Below are 15,523 nucleotides of genomic sequence, written 5' to 3'. Positions count from 1 at the left end.
TCTCGCGCACATCACAGCGGATGCAGCACGCGGCGCAGAAAATCCTGCGTACGTGGGTGCTGCGGTTGATTGAGCATCGCCTTCGCAGGGCCCTGCTCGACGATGACGCCGCCGTCGATGAACAGCACGCGGTCGGCGACCTCGCGGGCAAAGCCGATCTCATGGGTGACGACGACCATGGTCATGCCGTCGTCCGCCAGCTTGCGCATCACGCCGAGCACGTCGCCGACCAGTTCCGGATCGAGCGCCGAGGTCGGTTCGTCGAACAGGATCGCCTTGGGCTGCATCGCGAGCGCGCGCGCGATCGCGACGCGCTGCTGCTGGCCGCCGGAGAGCTCAGGAGGATGCACGTCGGCCTTGTCGGCGAGCCCGACCTGCGCGAGCAGCGCCCGGCCGCGCTCCAGGGCCGCCGCGCGCGGCTCCCTCTTCACGTAGAGCGGCCCTTCGATGACATTGTCGAGCGCGGTGCGATGCGGGAACAGGTTGAAGCGCTGGAACACCATCGAGACCTGGGTGCGGATCGACACGATCGACGGCGCAGCGCGATCGACACGCAGCCCTTCCACGCTGATCGTGCCACGGTCATAGCTTTCGAGCCCGTTGATGCAGCGCAGGATGGTCGACTTGCCCGATCCCGATGGACCGATGATGCAGACCACCTCGCCCTTCTCGACCGAGGCCGTAATGCCCTTGAGCACCTCGACCTTGCCGAAGCTCTTGTGGACGTCGGACAGCGCGATCATCGCCGCGCCGCCCGCTTCTCGAAATGCCTGACCAGCAGGATCAGCGGCACGCGCATAGTCAGATACATCAGCGCGACCAGCGTGAAGACGCTCGAGTTCTTGAAGGTCGAGGATGCGATCAGCTTGCCCTGCAGCGCCAGCTCGGCGACCGTGATGGTGGACGCCTGCGACGAGTCCTTGAGCATCATGATCATGACGTTGCCATAGGGCGGCAGCACGATGCGCACCGCCTGCGGCAGCACCACGCGGCGCATGGTCATCCACCAGCCCATGCCGATCGACTGCGCGGCCTCGATCTGCCCCTTGTCGATCGCCTCGATGCCGGCGCGGAAGTTTTCCGCCTGATAGGCCGAATAGGCAATGCCCAGGCCGAGAATGGCCGCCTGCAGCGCCGACAGGGTCACGCCGAAATCGGGCATCACGAAGTAAAGATAGAACAGCAGCACGATGATCGGGATGCCGCGGATCACGTTGATCAGGCCGGCGCTCAGGCTTGACAGCACACGGCTGCCGGACACCCGCATCATCGCCCAGACCAGTCCGAGCACGGTCGAGAGCAGCAGCGATCCCAGGGTGACCACGATCGTCAGCACGACGCCGTTGAGCAGGATCGGGAAGAACTCGACGGCGTCGTGCCAGAACCTGCTCATCGCCCGGTCAGCCCTTGAGGCCCCATTTGTCGAGAATCTTGTCGACGGTCCCGTTCGCCTTCAGCTTGGCAAGCGAGGTGTTGATCTTGCCCAGCAGCTCGGTCTCGCCCTTGCGCACGCCGATGCCGACCGAGCCGACCGTGACAGGCTTGTAGCTGGCGACAAGCCGTGCCTCCGGAAAGGCGCCCTGCTTCAGATTGTAGGCCAGGATCGGATAGTCGGCGAACCCGGCCTTGAGTCGACCGGTGTTCACATCGCGCAGGATGTCGGGAATGGTGTCGTAGGCCTTGACCTCGGAAAACAGGCCGGATTTCTTCAACGCATCGACGAACGCGGTGCCGACCTGCGCACCGACGACCTCGCCCTTGAGATCCTCCTGCGAGGCATAGGCCTTGGTGTCGGCCTTGGGCACGATCAGGCCCTCGCCATAGGTGTAGATCGGATCTGAGAAATCGACCACCTCCTTGCGCGGCGGAGTGATGAACATCGCCGCGGCGATGATGTCGATCTTGCTGGAGGTCAGGGATGGGATCAGCGCCGAGAACTGCATCGGCTCGATCTGCACGTTGAAGCCGGCGTCCTTGCCGATCTCGGTCATCAGATCGACCATCACGCCCTGGATCTGGTTGGTCTTGGTATCGAGGAAGGTGAAGGGAATGCCGGTCGGGGTGGAGCCGACCTTCAGCACCTGCTGTGCCGATGCCGGCATGACCGCAGCCATCGCGAGCGCCGCACAGGCCGCCTGAACAAAACGCTTCAACAGCATCGCATCCCCCTCTGGGCCCGGCCTGCCGCGGCGCGTCTCGCTCTTTGCGAGAGCGACCGTTGCGGGCTGCACCGTTTCGGCCTATTTTCACCAATATGAAAATTTGGGCATACTTCGCCCGACGATGCAAGCTGTTTTCATGCACATGAAGGAAGCGGTCTGACGTGAGTGGCGGCAAGAGATTGCGCAAGCCCGGTGCAGCCGGACCTTCGGGAAAGCACAAGACGCCGTCGCGGTCGGCCGCACAGGTGGTCGAGCCGGCGATGGATGTCGCGGTCGGCCGGCGCATCCGCGATCTCAGGCGGGCCCGGAAATTATCGCTCGAAAGCGTTGCAGCGGAGACCGCGCTGTCGATCGGCTTCCTCAGCCAGATCGAGCGCGGCCTGTCGTCGCCATCCCTGCGCGTATTGGCGACGCTCGCCGACGTGCTCGGCGTCGGCATCGCGGCGCTGTTCGGGAGCAACCCGGGCGGCGATGCGGCCTCCGACTCGGTCGTCACGCGCGGCTCGCAGCGCCCGGAGCTCAAGCTCTGGCGCACCGGCGTCTCCAAGCAGCTGCTCAGCGCAGCCGGTGGCGACAACAAGCTCAATCTGTTTCTGGTGTATCTGGAGCCCGGCGGCTCGACCGGCGACGAGCTCTACACCCATGACGGCGAGGAAGCCGGTCTCGTGCTCGAAGGCGAGATGATGCTGACGGTCGACGCCGAGACCTGGTCGCTCAGCCAAGGCGACAGCTTCCGTTTCGCCAGCCGTCGCCCGCACCGCTTCTCCAATCCGTCCGACGATGCCAAGGCCGTGGTGCTCTGGGTGAACTGCGTGACCTGAGCAGCCTCACGCTTCGCGATAGTCCAGCAGGATCAGCCCGACCAGCACGAAGGCCACCGGCCAGACCCAGGCCGCGGCGCGGCCGATGCGGCCGTCCATGCGCAATTCCAGCCAGCGCGCCCAGCCGGCGGCGATGCCGCACAGCGCCAGCGGCGTGTGGCTCATCTCGATCAGCAGCTGGTCCTTGATGTTGGCGATGGCGTGCGAGTGCGTCATCAGCAGCGCGCCGCCGGCGGCGACCGTCAGCGGAAACACCAGTGCCGCTCGCCCCGCCGCCTGCCCGCGCAGCCGCACGCGCCATTCGAACAGGCCGAACAGGATGATCAGCACGACGAACAGCCGATGCTGCGCCACTTCGGGATCGCGCAAGGAGGCGAAGAAGCCGACCGGGCCGAGCGGCCAGGCCATCTCGTCGGCGCGCAGGAACAGGAACGCCGCCATCACCAGGAACAGCAGCGGCCAGTGCCGCGCGAAGCGGCCCCAGGAGAAGCGCTCGATCAATGCGAGCAAGCCGATCAGCACGACGAAGATGCCGGCCCAATGGTGGTTGTACTCCGACCAGGCGATATCGGCGGCGCTGCGCGGCAGGATTACGCCTTCGCCCGGGACATAGGCCGGTGGCGCGGTCACGCGCTGCGCATCAGCCGCGTCGATCTTGGCCTGCAGCTGCGAGATCGTCAGCTGATCGACGGACGGGCTGGTGAGGCGCGGCCATTGCGGCGCGGCGCGCTCGACGATCTCCTGCCAGCTCAGCCGGTCCTGGCTGAGATCGATCCCCGGGGGCAGCGAGGTCAGCGAACCCGCGGTCAGGAGCACGGTCAGGCCGATGCCCAGTTCGACCTCGACGAAGCGCTTCATCCGCAGCAGCGGCGCTGCGGGATCGCGGCGCCGTAGCCGCTCCACCGCGAAAAAGTTGCCGGCGCCGAGCGCGAGCAGCATGACGAGCATCGCGACCTTGGCCGAGGTCATCACGCCATAGGCGGTGCCGTAGATCGCCGCGAACGAGCCGAGATAGGCGACCGCCATCACCGTGCCGCCGGTCACGATCGCCGCCACCGAGGCCATCGACATCAGCGAGTAGCGCCGTCCGATCAGCCGCAGGTCTTCATCGGCCTTGCAGCCGTTCAGCGCCATCAGGAAATACGGCAGGCCGCCGATCCAGACGCCCGCCCCCAGCATGTGCAGGAAATCGGCTAAGAGCAGCGGCCAGCGCACGTCGAGCCGGCTCGCGGCATGGGTCAGGTTGAGCTGCAGCAGCAGCGCCGTGACGGCCAGCGCCGCCAGCACGACGACGCGCCAAATGGCCCAGGCGCCGGTCCGGGCGAGCGCGGCGATGCCGAGCGCGCAGGCGGCAACGGCCATGCCGGAGCGCGCAAAATCCGCGCTCGCCGCCTCGCGCAGCGACAGATCGAGCGTGCCGGTCAGCGCTCCCATGTTGACCGCGAGCGAGGCCGCGACGACCGCGCACCAGCCATACGCGCTCCGGCGCAGCACACGCTGGGCGCGCTTGCCGACCACGATCGCATCGCCGGACAGCCGGTCCTGCAGCGGACGCAGCAGCAGAAGCTGGAACGCGAGGCCGCCGATGGTGAAGGACTGCGCCAGCAGGGTCAGCCCGCGCAGCACCACCGAGAGATAGCCGAAGATGTCGAGAAACAGCGCCACGGGATGAGGCTAGCGCACGTTGAACGGAATGTCGCCGCGGGTGATGTGGCCGTCGACGCTGAGCACCTGCCAATGCAGGTGCCAGGCGCCGGGACTGAGCGGGCGCGCCTGCGCATCGATCTCGTCGGCCGGCGCGTCGGTCGCCGGTTGCAGCGTCTGCTCGGTGCCGTCCGGCGCGCGCAGCCTCAGCCGCGAGCGGGCGTGATCGATGCGGCTGTTGAAGCGCAGCCGGATCGCGGTCGCCTCCTTGTCGATGGTCACACCCGCGGCGGGCTGCGAGGAGACGATGATGGCGTGGGCCGATGCCGCACCGGGAATGGCCAGCAGCACCACGGCGACGGACAGCAGGTGACGGGATCGGATGACGGACGACATGGGATCGGCGGGGGCGGAGGCTGGACGACGCGGACCAAAGGGGCGACAGCCGCCCCGAACAACACTCTGTCGTTCTAATATAAGCGGGCCCCATGTTCCGCACACAGCCACAAAGTCGTGACCAGCGCCCGCGCGCGCTTTCGCCGCGTACCCAGGGCGGCCCGGCCCTGCCCCCCAAGCATCCCCGATGCGGCGAAATTTAGGGTCGAATCATCAACCACTTCGCTGTATGCCTCCCGGCAACATTTGCCGCCGTCCGGCCGCTGGGATCGTCCCCGGCCGCCGGCCCAACATTGCCTTGATCCGAGGAACCGCCATGCCCGCCTATCGCTCCCGCACCTCCACCCATGGCCGCAACATGGCCGGCGCCCGCGGCCTGTGGCGCGCCACCGGCATGACCAACGAGGATTTCGGCAAGCCGATCATCGCGGTCGTCAACTCGTTCACCCAGTTCGTGCCCGGCCATGTGCATCTGAAGGATCTCGGCCAGCTGGTCGCGCGCGAGATCGAGAAGGCTGGCGGCGTCGCCAAGGAGTTCAACACCATCGCGGTCGATGACGGCATCGCGATGGGCCATGACGGCATGCTCTACAGCCTGCCGTCGCGCGAGCTGATCGCCGACAGCACCGAATACATGGTCAACGCGCACTGCGCCGATGCCATGGTCTGCATCTCCAATTGCGACAAGATCACCCCCGGCATGCTGATGGCCGCGATGCGGCTCAACATTCCCGCGGTGTTCGTCTCGGGCGGGCCGATGGAGGCCGGCAAGGTCAACATCCAGGGCAAGCTGCGCAAGGTCGACCTGATCGACGCCATGGTGAGCGCGGCCGACGACAAGGTCTCGGACGCCGACGTCGAGGTGATGGAGCGTTCGGCGTGCCCGACCTGCGGCTCGTGCTCGGGCATGTTCACCGCGAACTCCATGAACTGCCTGACCGAGGCGCTCGGCCTGTCCTTGCCCGGCAACGGCTCGGTGCTGGCGACGCATGCCGACCGCCGTGGCCTGTTCGTCGAGGCCGGGCATCTGATCGTGGATCTCGCCCGCCGCTATTACGAGCAGGACGATGCGAGCGTGCTGCCGCGCAACGTCGCCAACTTTAAGGCGTTCGAGAACGCGATGAGCCTGGACATCGCGATGGGCGGCTCGACCAATACCGTGCTGCATCTGCTCGCCGCCGCCCATGAGGGCGAGATCGGCTTCGGCATGACCGACATCGACCGGCTCTCGCGAAAAGTGCCGGTGCTGTGCAAGGTCGCGCCCTCCGTGCCCGACGTGCACATGGAGGACGTGCACCGCGCCGGCGGCGTGCTCGCGATCCTCGGCGAGCTGGCGCGCGCCGGCCTCGTGCATACCGAGCTGCCGAGCGTGCACTCGGCCTCGCTGAGCGCAGCACTGGAGCGCTGGGACATCCGCCGCACGGCCAGCGAGAGCGTGAAAAACTTCTACATGGCCGCGCCCGGCGGCGTGCCGACCCAGGTCGCCTTCAGCCAGGACCGCCGCTACGAGGAGCTCGATCTCGACCGCGAGAAGGGCTGCATCCGCGACCTCGACCATGCCTACTCCAAGGACGGCGGCCTCGCCGTGCTGACCGGCAACATCGCGCTCGATGGCTGCATCGTGAAGACCGCGGGTGTCGACGCCTCGATCCTGAAGTTCTCGGGTCCCGCGCGCGTCATGGAGAGCCAGGATGCCGCCGTCGAGGCGATCCTCACCAACAAGATCAAGGAAGGCGACGTCGTCGTCATCATCTATGAAGGCCCGCGCGGCGGCCCGGGCATGCAGGAGATGCTGTATCCGACCAGCTATCTGAAGTCGAAGGGCCTCGGCAAGGCGTGCGCGCTGATCACCGACGGCCGCTTCTCCGGCGGCACCTCGGGGCTGTCGATCGGCCACGTCTCGCCGGAAGCCGCCGAGGGCGGCCTGATCGGCCTCGTGCAGGACGGCGACCGCATCGAGATCGACATCCCCAACCGCAGCATCCATCTCGCGGTATCCGACGAGGAGCTCGCCAAGCGCCGCGCCGCGATGGAGGCCAAGGCGGACCAGGCCTGGAAGCCGGCCAAGCGCGCCCGCAAGGTCTCGACCGCGCTGAAGGCCTATGCCGCGTTTGCGTCGAGCGCCGCCAAGGGCGCTGTGCGTATCTTGAAGTAGTTGACGCGTGAGGATGGCACCTCGCCTCCGGCGGGGTGCCATCCTATCACCGTTTGCTCTCACTCCCCTTTCCGTCAGCAGGCCGCTGACGGTCAATGTACCGCGCCGGTTTCGGGCTCGCCCCTCTCCATGAACACGCCTCTCGGCGTGTTCATGGTCCGGTGTGCAGTGCCTCGGCTTTTGCCCCTCATGGTGAGGAGCGCCGCGCCGAGCTGATCGTGACAATGAGCAGTGGCAATGCGCGGCGCGTCTCGAACCATGAGGCCCCAGTCGGGGGCCTCGCCCTTCGAGACGCCCGCCTGCGGCGGGCTCCTCAGGGTGAGGGGTGGAACTGTTGCAGCATTGTATCCCGCCCCTCAAAGCCAAGTGTCAGCCGTCGATTCCAGCAGCGAACTTGTTTGCAATCAATACGCCTTCGGATCCCCGCTATCGTTCGGATGCGCAAACGCCTTCTGCAGCACCGGGGTCATCGGGAAGTTGAAGTTGACGCCCTTCGGCGGCACGGCCGTCATGAACCACTTCGCGTACAGCGTCGCGATGTCGGGGCTGGTGTAGAGCTTCGTCGTGGCGCGGTCGACAACGGCCTTGAAGGCGGGATCGTCCTTGCGCAGCATGATGCCGTAGGGCTCGGGCATCGAGAACTGATCGGTCGAGATCGCGAAATCCGACGGCGTCTTGGCGCTGGCCACGAGGCCCGCGAGCAGGATGTCATCCATCACATAGGCGTCGGCGCGGCCGTTCTCGACCATCAGGAAGCCCTCGGCATTGTCCTTGGCCGTCAGGATGTTCATGCCGAGCTGGCGCGCCGTGTTGGCCTCGAACAGCTGCTTGATGTTGCTGGTGCCCGAGGTCGAGGCGACAGTCTTGCCCTTGAGATCGTCGATGGTCTTGAGCCTGCTCGATGTCTTGGCGACGAAGCGGCTGGCGGTGAGGAAATAGGTGTGGGAGAACGACACCAGCCGTTGGCGCTCGATATTGTTGGTGGTCGAGGCGCATTCGAGGTCGATGGTGCCGTTGGCGATGAGCGGAATGCGGGTCGCCGACGACACCGGCGTCAGCTTGACGTCGAGCTTGTCGAGCTTCAGCGTCGCCTTGATCTCGTCGATGATCTTGGTGCAGATGTCGAGCGCGAAGCCGAGCGGCTTCTGGCTGTCGTCGATATAGGAGAACGGCAGCGAGGTTTCGCGGTAGCCGATGGTGATGGAGCCGGTCTCCTTGACCTTCTGCAAGGTGCCGGTCGGTTCTTCGGCAAACGCGGGCGCTGATAGCGCCGATGCAACCAGGACTGCGTACACGACGAGAATGGCGTTCTTCATAGATCCTCTTTCGCATGAATTTGCGTTGCCTGACCAAAGCAAGGACCGCGCCAGCGAGCCTGCCATTTTGCCAGCATATCCTCACCTTGGCTGGCTGTCCGCAGCCGGTCACGCCTGCGGGCAGGCCCATCGTGGCCTCGGTCCGTTAGCCGAACGATCCTCGGAGCGTCCCGCCGGGCTGGCCAACTGGCCCGATCCACCGCACAATACCTGCAACCGACAGGACGGAGGCGCTCATGCTGTTCATGGTCATCGAACGTTTCAAGGACCGCGATCCGATCCCGGTCTACCGCCGCGTGCGCGACGTCGGGGTCACATTTCCCGACGGGCTCAACTATCTCGGCAGCTGGATCGAGCCGAATTTCGACCGCTGCTTCCAGCTGATGGAATGCGACGATGCCAGGCTGCTACAGCAATGGATCCTGTCCAATGCGCGCGACACCGGCATGACCTTCGAGATCGTCCCCGTCGTGACCAGCGCGGACACGCGCGAGGTGGTGGCGCCGTATCTGGATCAGAGTTGAGCGCGGGAGGCAAGATCGTGGACTGGTTCGAACGGCTCACCGGCTTCAAGGAAGGCAACTACGAGTCGACCCGTGCCCGGCTCGCCGTCGCGGACGGGCGGCTGACGTCTCTCGTCAACGGCAACAGCTACCGGACCGGACGGCTGGAGCTGCCGAACCTGTCGGAGCTTCGCAGCAGAGCGCGCCAGTCATCGTGCAGGACGGGACGGCTCCGCGTCAGCCTCGTCAGCGGAGATGTGCGGACGCTGCATTTGAGTCCGGAGTTTGCAGGCGCGCTGTTTCAGGTCGCGTCGCAATTCAACCTGCTGGAGATGATCGGCCCGCACGCGACGCCCGAAGACGGCGTGACGATCTATCAGCACGATCCCACCCAGGGGCCCGCATGCGCGATCGCAGCCGGCGCCGCGACGATCTATCGCAACTACTTCGCCCCGGTCCGCGGCCAGGTCGGGCAGACGCGGGACTGCCAGCTCGACGCGCTGGAGGACATCGGCGCCGCTTTGAGGCCGCGCCTCCCCCGCGGCGGCGAGCTATGGGCCATGACCAACGGATATGCCCTGTGCACCCGGACCGGGCTCGACACCATCAATGCGCTGCTCGACGCAAGCGCCCCCGAGGAAATCGACGCGTTGCGCGGGCTTCTTCGGATCGGCCTCCATCACGACGTCGAACTCACCGACGCGATCGAGCCTCGCCCCACCGTGTCGCAGGCGTTCTGCTCTGCGCTCCCTGTTGCCTATTGCTCGCCGGCGCCGAAATACTGGGAGCGATTCGCGCGCCTGATCCTGGAGGCCACCTACGAAGCAACGCTCTGGGCGGCCGTGCTGAATGCCGCACGAAGCTCGAACATCGTGCTGCTGACGAGCGTCGGCGGCGGGGCGTTCGGCAATGACGACGGCTGGATCGAGGACGCACTGCGCCGGGCTCTCAAGCTGGCGTCAAGCTTCGACCTCGACGTCAGGCTGGTGAGCTACGACCGGCCGTCGGAGGCTTTCCGGCGACTCCATCAGGACTTTGGCGGGTCGTAGGGTGGGCAAAAGGCGCCGCCGTGCTGTCGCCACATGGGAGAGCCCGATGGCGCCGTGCCCACCATCCGACTGATGAGGTCGCTGATCGATGGTGGGCACGCGACCGCCTTCGGCGGCTGCTTTGCCGACCTTACGAGTCCGACGGATCGCCGTCGCCCTCGAACGCGAACAGCTCGATCGGGTCGCTGAAGCCGCGCACCGGGAATTCGCCGACGCGCGCCAGCGCGAACGGGCCTTCGACGAGCTCGGCGAACTCGCGCGACAGCAGCACCGGCCGGCCGACCTGCTTGGTCAGCGCCTCCATGCGCGAGGCCATGTTGACCGCGGGGCCGATCACGGTGAAGTCGAGCCGGGTGCGCGAGCCGATGTTGCCATACATGACATCGCCGACATGGATACCGATGCCGTAGTTCAGCGGCGCGCGGCCATTGCCGGCGTTGCGCGCGTTCAGCTCCGCCATCGCCTTGCGGGCGCCGGTCACGGCATGCAGCAGGTTCGCGCAGGCGCCCGGCTCGCTGAGCGGAAAGATCGCGAGCAGCCCGTCGCCGATGAACTTCAGGATCTCGCCGCCATGCTGGGTGATCGGCTCCACCATCGCGTCGAAATAGCCGTTGAGCAGATCGATGACGTCGTCGCGCGGCCAGTTGTCGGAGATCCGGGTGAAGTCGCGCAGGTCGCAGATCATGATCGCCGCGCGCACGGTGGTGCCGCTGCCGCGCCGCGTGGCGCCGGCCAGCACCATCTCTGCGGCATGCGGCCCGACATAGGTCTCGAGCAGGGTCCGCGCCAGCCGGTTCTTGATGCGGATCTCGCTCACCAGCGCGAGCACCGGCAAGAGCCGCTGCAGGGCGTCGATCTGGGCGTGGTCGAAACCGCCGCGGCGGTCGGTCGCGAAAGTCACGCAGTGGCGCTTGCCGAGCGTGTGAAAGATCGGCCACGCGACATAGTCGGTCAGGCCCTGCGTCCGCATGTCGTGATAGATCGCATGCTGGCGGCCGAGTTCGGGGGCGCGCGCGAGATTTTCGCGGATCTCGGTGGCCCCGCCGTAGATCTCGCTGGCCGGGCTGCCGATGAATTCGGCGCGCTCCCCGACATCATAATCGACCCGGTGGATCTCGGCGTTGTCCATCCCGTCGCTCCACAGGATGCGGGCGCCGAGCCATTGCGGATGGTTGATCTGAACGTGCAGCGACGCGCGCATGACCGGCAGCCCCGCGCGCTGCAGCCGGTTGCACATCTGCGCGAAGATGTTGTCGATGAAGCGTTCGTCGCGCGTGCCATTGGTCAGCCAGTCCACGACCTCGTCGCCGAGGCGTTGTCCGGCGGCAGGAGCGGTGTCGAGCGCGGGCATGAGGGGTCTCCTGGGCGGCTCTGGAGTGGCGGTCCAGGAGATGTCGTATCGCAGTGCAGAAGAGTCAATCGACGTCCGCGCATCGCGTGCCTGCCCGGATGGGTGGTTCCGTGGCGGCCTTGGGGCCGCTCGGGCTCCGCCGCGGACCACCGGGCAGGTCGTGGTCCGGCACCGGACATCCGCAATCGCGAGAGCCACGTTTGCGGATGCCGGCGCCGGGATGCACTCAGAAGTGGACCACGCTGCGGATGCCGAGAACCACGGCATTGCCGGTCTTCACGCCGGCGCCGTTGAAGCCGCGCCCGCCCGGATTGATCACATACTGGGCGTCGAACTTCAGGTTCATCCAGCCGGTCGCCTGCCAGCCATACCAGGCTTCGAGCGGCACCTCGTTGCCGCCGGCATTCGGCGTGAGCGCGGCCGAATTGACATGCGTCGTGCCGACCGCGAAGCCGACCTCGTCGTCGGGACGGAACGAGAAGGTGCCGGTGTGCTTGACGCCCCAGGAGATCTGGTAGTCCTGATACGCCGTGCGGTGATCGGCCACGCTGGTGTTGAAGAAGGTGTACCAGCCCTGTGCCTTGGGGCCGTCCACGGTCAGGCGCTGCAGGATCGACTCGTAGAAGCCGTAGCGCCCGCGCTGGCTGCTGAGATTCTGATCCCCGACGCCAGGCCCGCCCGCGACGACGGCGATGATTCCGGGCAGGCCGCCATCGATGGTCGACGCGCTGTCATACCAGCCGCCAAAACGCCAGGTGCCGTTCAGCGGACCGCTCGGCTCCCACACCACTTCGACCGGCACCAGCACGCCCGAGGCCGGGCTGGAGCGCGGAATGCCCGGCGCCAGATAGACCCCGGCATCCGACGTGGTCAGATAGTTCGGATTGGCATCGTAGACGCCGACCGAGAGCTTCCACTCCTTGGTGAAGTTGTAGTGCGCGACAGCGCCCCACTGGCTCACCGGCCAGTTGTAGATGTAGCCGCCCTGGATGTTGCCGGGCTGGCCGCCGCAGAAGGTCAAGTTGATGAACTCGCACTGCCCGAAGAAGAAGTCGGAGCCGACCGGAAGCCGGCCGCCCTTGAGCACGAGGCGATCATCGAGCAGCTTCTGCTGATAGTAGAACTCGGTCAGGCGCAGGATGTTGCCGCGGCCGAACACCTCGTTGGTGAGCATCAGCGCCGGAATGCCGGCCTCGCTGTTGAGGTTCTTGCCGAAGCGGTCGACCAGCGTGACGCCGATCAGGCCGCCCTGGATGCCGGCGAGCTTGGCCAGGTCGAACTTGGCCTCGAACCACAATTGTCCGGCATTGGCAGACGTCTTGCGGGAGCCGCCCGACAGGTTGGTGACGGCCTCGTCACCCAGCGTGAGCGCGAGCGAGATGCCCTGCTCCTTCAGTCGCGTCCGGCCGAGATCGCCGAACAGATATGGCCGCGTCCAGAAATCATCGGCCCCCACATAGGGGACCGGAGCCTTGGTCGGCAGATCGGCGGCAACCGCACCACCTCCCAGCAGACAAGACAAAGCAACCCCCACGCCGCACATCCGTGCGGTCGTCACAAACCCACTCATTTTCCTGCTCCTCGCAGCGCCCCAGGCTCTGGCTGTTATCTGTCGCGTCCGGCCCAGAGCCCTCGGTCCCGGCACGCGCTTCCCCACGGCTCAACCCCGGCCGCCGCCCATTTGTTGGGCGAATTCGTCAACCTGAGATTGGAAGGCAACCCTAGCAAGCGCTGAAATGCCTTTGAATAGTCATATTATATTTTGGAGTCGGTATAACCGTAACTGTGACATGACAGGCACATGACGCATTGCGGTAATCGGCGACGGCTCGGCCGTCGCGCGAGAGATCACACGCGCGCGTAGGACATCGGGGCGAAGTCAACTGCCGATGGTGCCCGCTCGGCTACTCCCCCGGCTATGCTGCTCCATCACGCGAGAATCACCGCATGCACGTGCTCGGACCCGCATTGTCGGACACACGCTGGGCCAGCCTCATGGGAGGCTATCGAGTGCCCTACGATCCACGCCCGGCCTTGCGGCGCCTCGAACAGGGCGACGCGTCGGCGTGGGACGAACTCTGGAACGAGCTGCACCATCAGGGCGACATCGGCGAAGCCTCCTTCGCCGCCCTGCCCGGTCTGGTCCGGATTCACCAGCAACGCGGCATTGCCGACTGGAACACCTATGCCATCGCCGCCATCATCGAGCTGGCCCGCGACGGCACCCGCAATCCGCCAATCCCTGACGATCTCAAGCCTTGCTATGAGGCTGCCTGGCGTCATCTGGCCGACATCGGCCTGCGGGAGCTCGTCGCCGCCGATGACCCCGTGCTGGTCAATGGCATCCTGGGTGTCATCGCGATTGCCAAGGGTCAGCGGACCATCGGCCGGCTCGCGATCATGTACACCGAAGACGAGCGGATCGATCTGCTGGCCGACTACTTCTAGCGAAGTGTGATAGCTGTCGCCCTTGCCTCGCGCTCTGATGCAACATTCAGCTCGGCAGCTGCTTGCGGAGGCTCCTCAGATCGGACGAGTCGATCGCTGCACGGCTGCAAGCCGACGACACGCTCTGCGCCAGACCAAGCAGCTGACGTCTCGTGTCATCAATCCTCTCCACGAGGTTCAAAAGCCGAGGCGGCACTGCATATCGGACTATGAACACGCCAAGAGGCGTGTTCACGGAGAGCATGCGGCTGATGACCAACCTGCTGCGCCGATCTCGGAACCCAAACCTCTCCATGAGCGCGTTGATCATGGTCGGTTGTCGGGACGGTCCAGCGCGACGCTCCCTGCTCATGGTCAATGTGCAGCGCCGCACCGGCGCCAAATCCTCATGACGATCTCAGGCGCGGGACCGGCATTGTGACGATCTTCCACACAGCGGAGACGAAGAAATTCTCCGCGCGGCACAACGTCGATCCAATAAGGACCATCCGTGAAGCGAAACGTCTGCGCGCTCTGCCGTGCGACCATCTCCTCGATTGCTTGAATCCACCAGCCCGCGATGGAGTCCTCACCGCCGTCGTCTATTTCGATCTCGGAAATGACGTGCGATTTCCAGGCGAAGGCTAGAACGATTTCGTCGCGGTGATAGATTGGCTCCGATGAAGCCTGGCGGGATCAAAGACGATGTGCATGGCCAAGCTCTGGCTTCGTCGAGGTGGTGTCAGGAACAAAAACGAGCGAGGAACGCTTCAATCTCATCGTCGGCCGCATACCAATCCGGACCACGCTCGCGATACAGGAGCGCGAGGCCTAGCAGTTGCAGGGGGCTGTCGGCGACCAGCTGTACCGTTTCGTTCTGGGCAGTCCACAGCTCGTAATCGCCTTTGATGATGTGATCGACATCATAACCGAGCTTGATGAGCGTGAGATAGGCAGGTACTTCAACATTGCCCGCCGCCGCGATCGTCTGCCGCACCACTGTGTGCTCCGTTTGATTTGCCCGACGGCCAGTGTCGCCACATACGCAGGGTCGGAATCATACTCATCTCCGACCCAGATCTCCTGCGCCGAAACTCTCGTTTTTTCATTGGGCTCAAATACATCTCCCATTTCAAGAGTCTCCCGCAAAAATAAATAACTTCCGAAAATCAGCAAATCATGTCTATTCTCTCCCCGTTCCGGTCCGGATGAGGGGCGTACGCGTCGTCACGAAACGTTGGGCCGGCAATGCGGTGGACGTGAGGGCATCAGCGCGCCTTTCGGTGCGGACGAATGATGCGCTTCACGGACGTGAAGTCGCGTGGTCCTGACACCCCGAAGCTGGTGTCCCCCGCGCAATGCGCGCAAGCGCATTGTCGCGCCACGGTGGCCAACAAGCCGGTGCACCGAGGAGATCGCGTATAAGCGTTAAAACCGCCGCGCAGGGAATGCCGGGTTGAACGGCTTTGCCTGTGGTACCTGCCGCCTGCATCTTTTCAGCAGGCGGGCCATGGGTGAGGCCTTCACCCGGCATTCCCTGCGCCCTCATCATCTGTCGAGGGCGGACGCCTCCCGCAGTCCCCGGGCGCGACGCGCCGCGGGAGCAACGTCACGCGCCGTGCTGTTTGACCGGTTGAAGAAGGATGGAGATCGCAGCCGTGCCGCGCGAAGCGTTGCCGCCCTCGCCATGGAACCAGCG

14 protein-coding genes are annotated in these 15,523 nt (G+C 65.5%); 5 read left to right on the top strand and 9 right to left on the bottom strand.

Translation table 11 applies throughout. From position 1 onward, the window contains the following. Positions 1 to 11: 11 nt before the first annotated feature. From QQL87_RS19650 to QQL87_RS19640, 3 genes are read right to left on the bottom strand one after another with little or no spacing between them, the layout of a single operon-like run. Positions 12 to 743 (bottom strand): amino acid ABC transporter ATP-binding protein, encoded by a 732-nt coding sequence (locus QQL87_RS19650; protein WP_284418967.1) that lies wholly within the window; start codon positions 741 to 743, stop codon positions 12 to 14. Beyond that, positions 740 to 1,393 (bottom strand): amino acid ABC transporter permease, encoded by a 654-nt coding sequence (locus QQL87_RS19645; protein ID WP_284418966.1) that lies wholly within the window; start codon positions 1,391 to 1,393, stop codon positions 740 to 742. Before QQL87_RS19645 ends, QQL87_RS19650 begins: the two co-directional genes overlap by 4 nt. Before the next feature lie 7 nt (positions 1,394 to 1,400). Then, positions 1,401 to 2,159 carry an ABC transporter substrate-binding protein gene (locus QQL87_RS19640; protein ID WP_284418965.1) on the bottom strand — a complete coding sequence of 253 codons (759 nt, stop codon included), beginning with the start codon at positions 2,157 to 2,159 and terminating at the stop codon, positions 1,401 to 1,403. A 164-nt stretch (positions 2,160 to 2,323) separates the two neighbouring features. Between QQL87_RS19640 and QQL87_RS19635 the strand changes: the two genes are divergently transcribed. Further along, positions 2,324 to 2,983, top strand: a complete 660-nt coding sequence (locus QQL87_RS19635) for a helix-turn-helix domain-containing protein (RefSeq protein ID WP_284418964.1) — start codon at positions 2,324 to 2,326, stop codon at positions 2,981 to 2,983. 6 nt (positions 2,984 to 2,989) lie between these two features. On the opposite strand, the gene QQL87_RS19630 is transcribed toward QQL87_RS19635, so the two are convergent. Continuing rightward, positions 2,990 to 4,648, bottom strand: coding sequence for a CopD family protein (locus tag QQL87_RS19630; RefSeq protein WP_284418963.1), 1,659 nt, complete (start codon positions 4,646 to 4,648; stop codon positions 2,990 to 2,992). Positions 4,649 to 4,657: 9 nt separating this feature from the next. Continuing rightward, a complete protein-coding gene (locus QQL87_RS19625; RefSeq protein WP_284418961.1) occupies positions 4,658 to 5,023 on the bottom strand; it encodes a copper resistance CopC family protein in 366 nt (121 codons plus the stop codon). A 316-nt stretch (positions 5,024 to 5,339) separates the two neighbouring features. Here QQL87_RS19625 and ilvD point away from each other — a divergent pair, with 316 nt between their 5' ends. After that, positions 5,340 to 7,178: a dihydroxy-acid dehydratase gene (ilvD, locus tag QQL87_RS19620; RefSeq protein ID WP_284418960.1), complete on the top strand. Its 1,839-nt coding sequence runs from the start codon at positions 5,340 to 5,342 to the stop codon at positions 7,176 to 7,178. A 404-nt stretch (positions 7,179 to 7,582) separates the two neighbouring features. Here the strand turns inward: ilvD and QQL87_RS19615 are convergent, their stop codons facing one another. Next, entirely contained in the window at positions 7,583 to 8,494 is a 912-nt protein-coding gene (locus tag QQL87_RS19615) for an amino acid ABC transporter substrate-binding protein (protein WP_284418959.1), read from the bottom strand. A 236-nt stretch (positions 8,495 to 8,730) separates the two neighbouring features. Here QQL87_RS19615 and QQL87_RS19610 point away from each other — a divergent pair, with 236 nt between their 5' ends. Beyond that, positions 8,731 to 9,018 carry a DUF3303 domain-containing protein gene (locus tag QQL87_RS19610; RefSeq protein ID WP_284418958.1) on the top strand — a complete coding sequence of 96 codons (288 nt, stop codon included), beginning with the start codon at positions 8,731 to 8,733 and terminating at the stop codon, positions 9,016 to 9,018. Between the two features lie 17 nt (positions 9,019 to 9,035). Further along, entirely contained in the window at positions 9,036 to 10,046 is a 1,011-nt protein-coding gene (locus QQL87_RS19605) for a hypothetical protein (protein ID WP_284418957.1), read from the top strand. Positions 10,047 to 10,176: 130 nt separating this feature from the next. Here QQL87_RS19605 and QQL87_RS19600 read toward each other — a convergent pair whose 3' ends face one another. Then, positions 10,177 to 11,397: an adenylate/guanylate cyclase domain-containing protein gene (locus tag QQL87_RS19600; protein ID WP_284418956.1), complete on the bottom strand. Its 1,221-nt coding sequence runs from the start codon at positions 11,395 to 11,397 to the stop codon at positions 10,177 to 10,179. A 226-nt stretch (positions 11,398 to 11,623) separates the two neighbouring features. Next, positions 11,624 to 12,967 (bottom strand): carbohydrate porin, encoded by a 1,344-nt coding sequence (locus tag QQL87_RS19595; protein WP_284418955.1) that lies wholly within the window; start codon positions 12,965 to 12,967, stop codon positions 11,624 to 11,626. 377 nt (positions 12,968 to 13,344) lie between these two features. On the opposite strand from QQL87_RS19595, the gene QQL87_RS19590 reads away from it, so the two are divergent. After that, entirely contained in the window at positions 13,345 to 13,845 is a 501-nt protein-coding gene (locus QQL87_RS19590) for a hypothetical protein (protein ID WP_284418954.1), read from the top strand. 721 nt (positions 13,846 to 14,566) lie between these two features. Here the strand turns inward: QQL87_RS19590 and QQL87_RS19585 are convergent. Continuing rightward, a complete protein-coding gene (locus tag QQL87_RS19585; RefSeq protein WP_284418953.1) occupies positions 14,567 to 14,821 on the bottom strand; it encodes a hypothetical protein in 255 nt (84 codons plus the stop codon). Positions 14,822 to 15,523: the final 702 nt, after the last annotated feature.

This window comes from Bradyrhizobium sp. SSBR45G (assembly GCF_030159255.1).
GTDB lineage: Bacteria > Pseudomonadota > Alphaproteobacteria > Rhizobiales > Xanthobacteraceae > Bradyrhizobium.
Note: the sequence above shows the minus strand (reverse complement) of the source record. Positions and strands in the feature narration are given on the sequence as shown.

Excerpts from the sequence above, each read along its gene's own strand:
- QQL87_RS19650 (WP_284418967.1), bottom strand. The coding sequence starts at position 743 with ATGATCGCGCTGTCCGACGTCCACAAGAGCTTCGGCAAGGTCGAGGTG.
- QQL87_RS19645 (WP_284418966.1), bottom strand. The coding sequence starts at position 1,393 with ATGAGCAGGTTCTGGCACGACGCCGTCGAGTTCTTCCCGATCCTGCTC.
- QQL87_RS19640 (WP_284418965.1), bottom strand. The coding sequence starts at position 2,159 with ATGCTGTTGAAGCGTTTTGTTCAGGCGGCCTGTGCGGCGCTCGCGATG.
- QQL87_RS19625 (WP_284418961.1), bottom strand. The coding sequence starts at position 5,023 with ATGTCGTCCGTCATCCGATCCCGTCACCTGCTGTCCGTCGCCGTGGTG.
- ilvD (WP_284418960.1), top strand. The coding sequence starts at position 5,340 with ATGCCCGCCTATCGCTCCCGCACCTCCACCCATGGCCGCAACATGGCC.
- QQL87_RS19615 (WP_284418959.1), bottom strand. The coding sequence starts at position 8,494 with ATGAAGAACGCCATTCTCGTCGTGTACGCAGTCCTGGTTGCATCGGCG.
- QQL87_RS19610 (WP_284418958.1), top strand. The coding sequence starts at position 8,731 with ATGCTGTTCATGGTCATCGAACGTTTCAAGGACCGCGATCCGATCCCG.
- QQL87_RS19600 (WP_284418956.1), bottom strand. The coding sequence starts at position 11,397 with ATGCCCGCGCTCGACACCGCTCCTGCCGCCGGACAACGCCTCGGCGAC.
- QQL87_RS19595 (WP_284418955.1), bottom strand. The coding sequence starts at position 12,967 with ATGAGTGGGTTTGTGACGACCGCACGGATGTGCGGCGTGGGGGTTGCT.
- QQL87_RS19590 (WP_284418954.1), top strand. The coding sequence starts at position 13,345 with ATGCACGTGCTCGGACCCGCATTGTCGGACACACGCTGGGCCAGCCTC.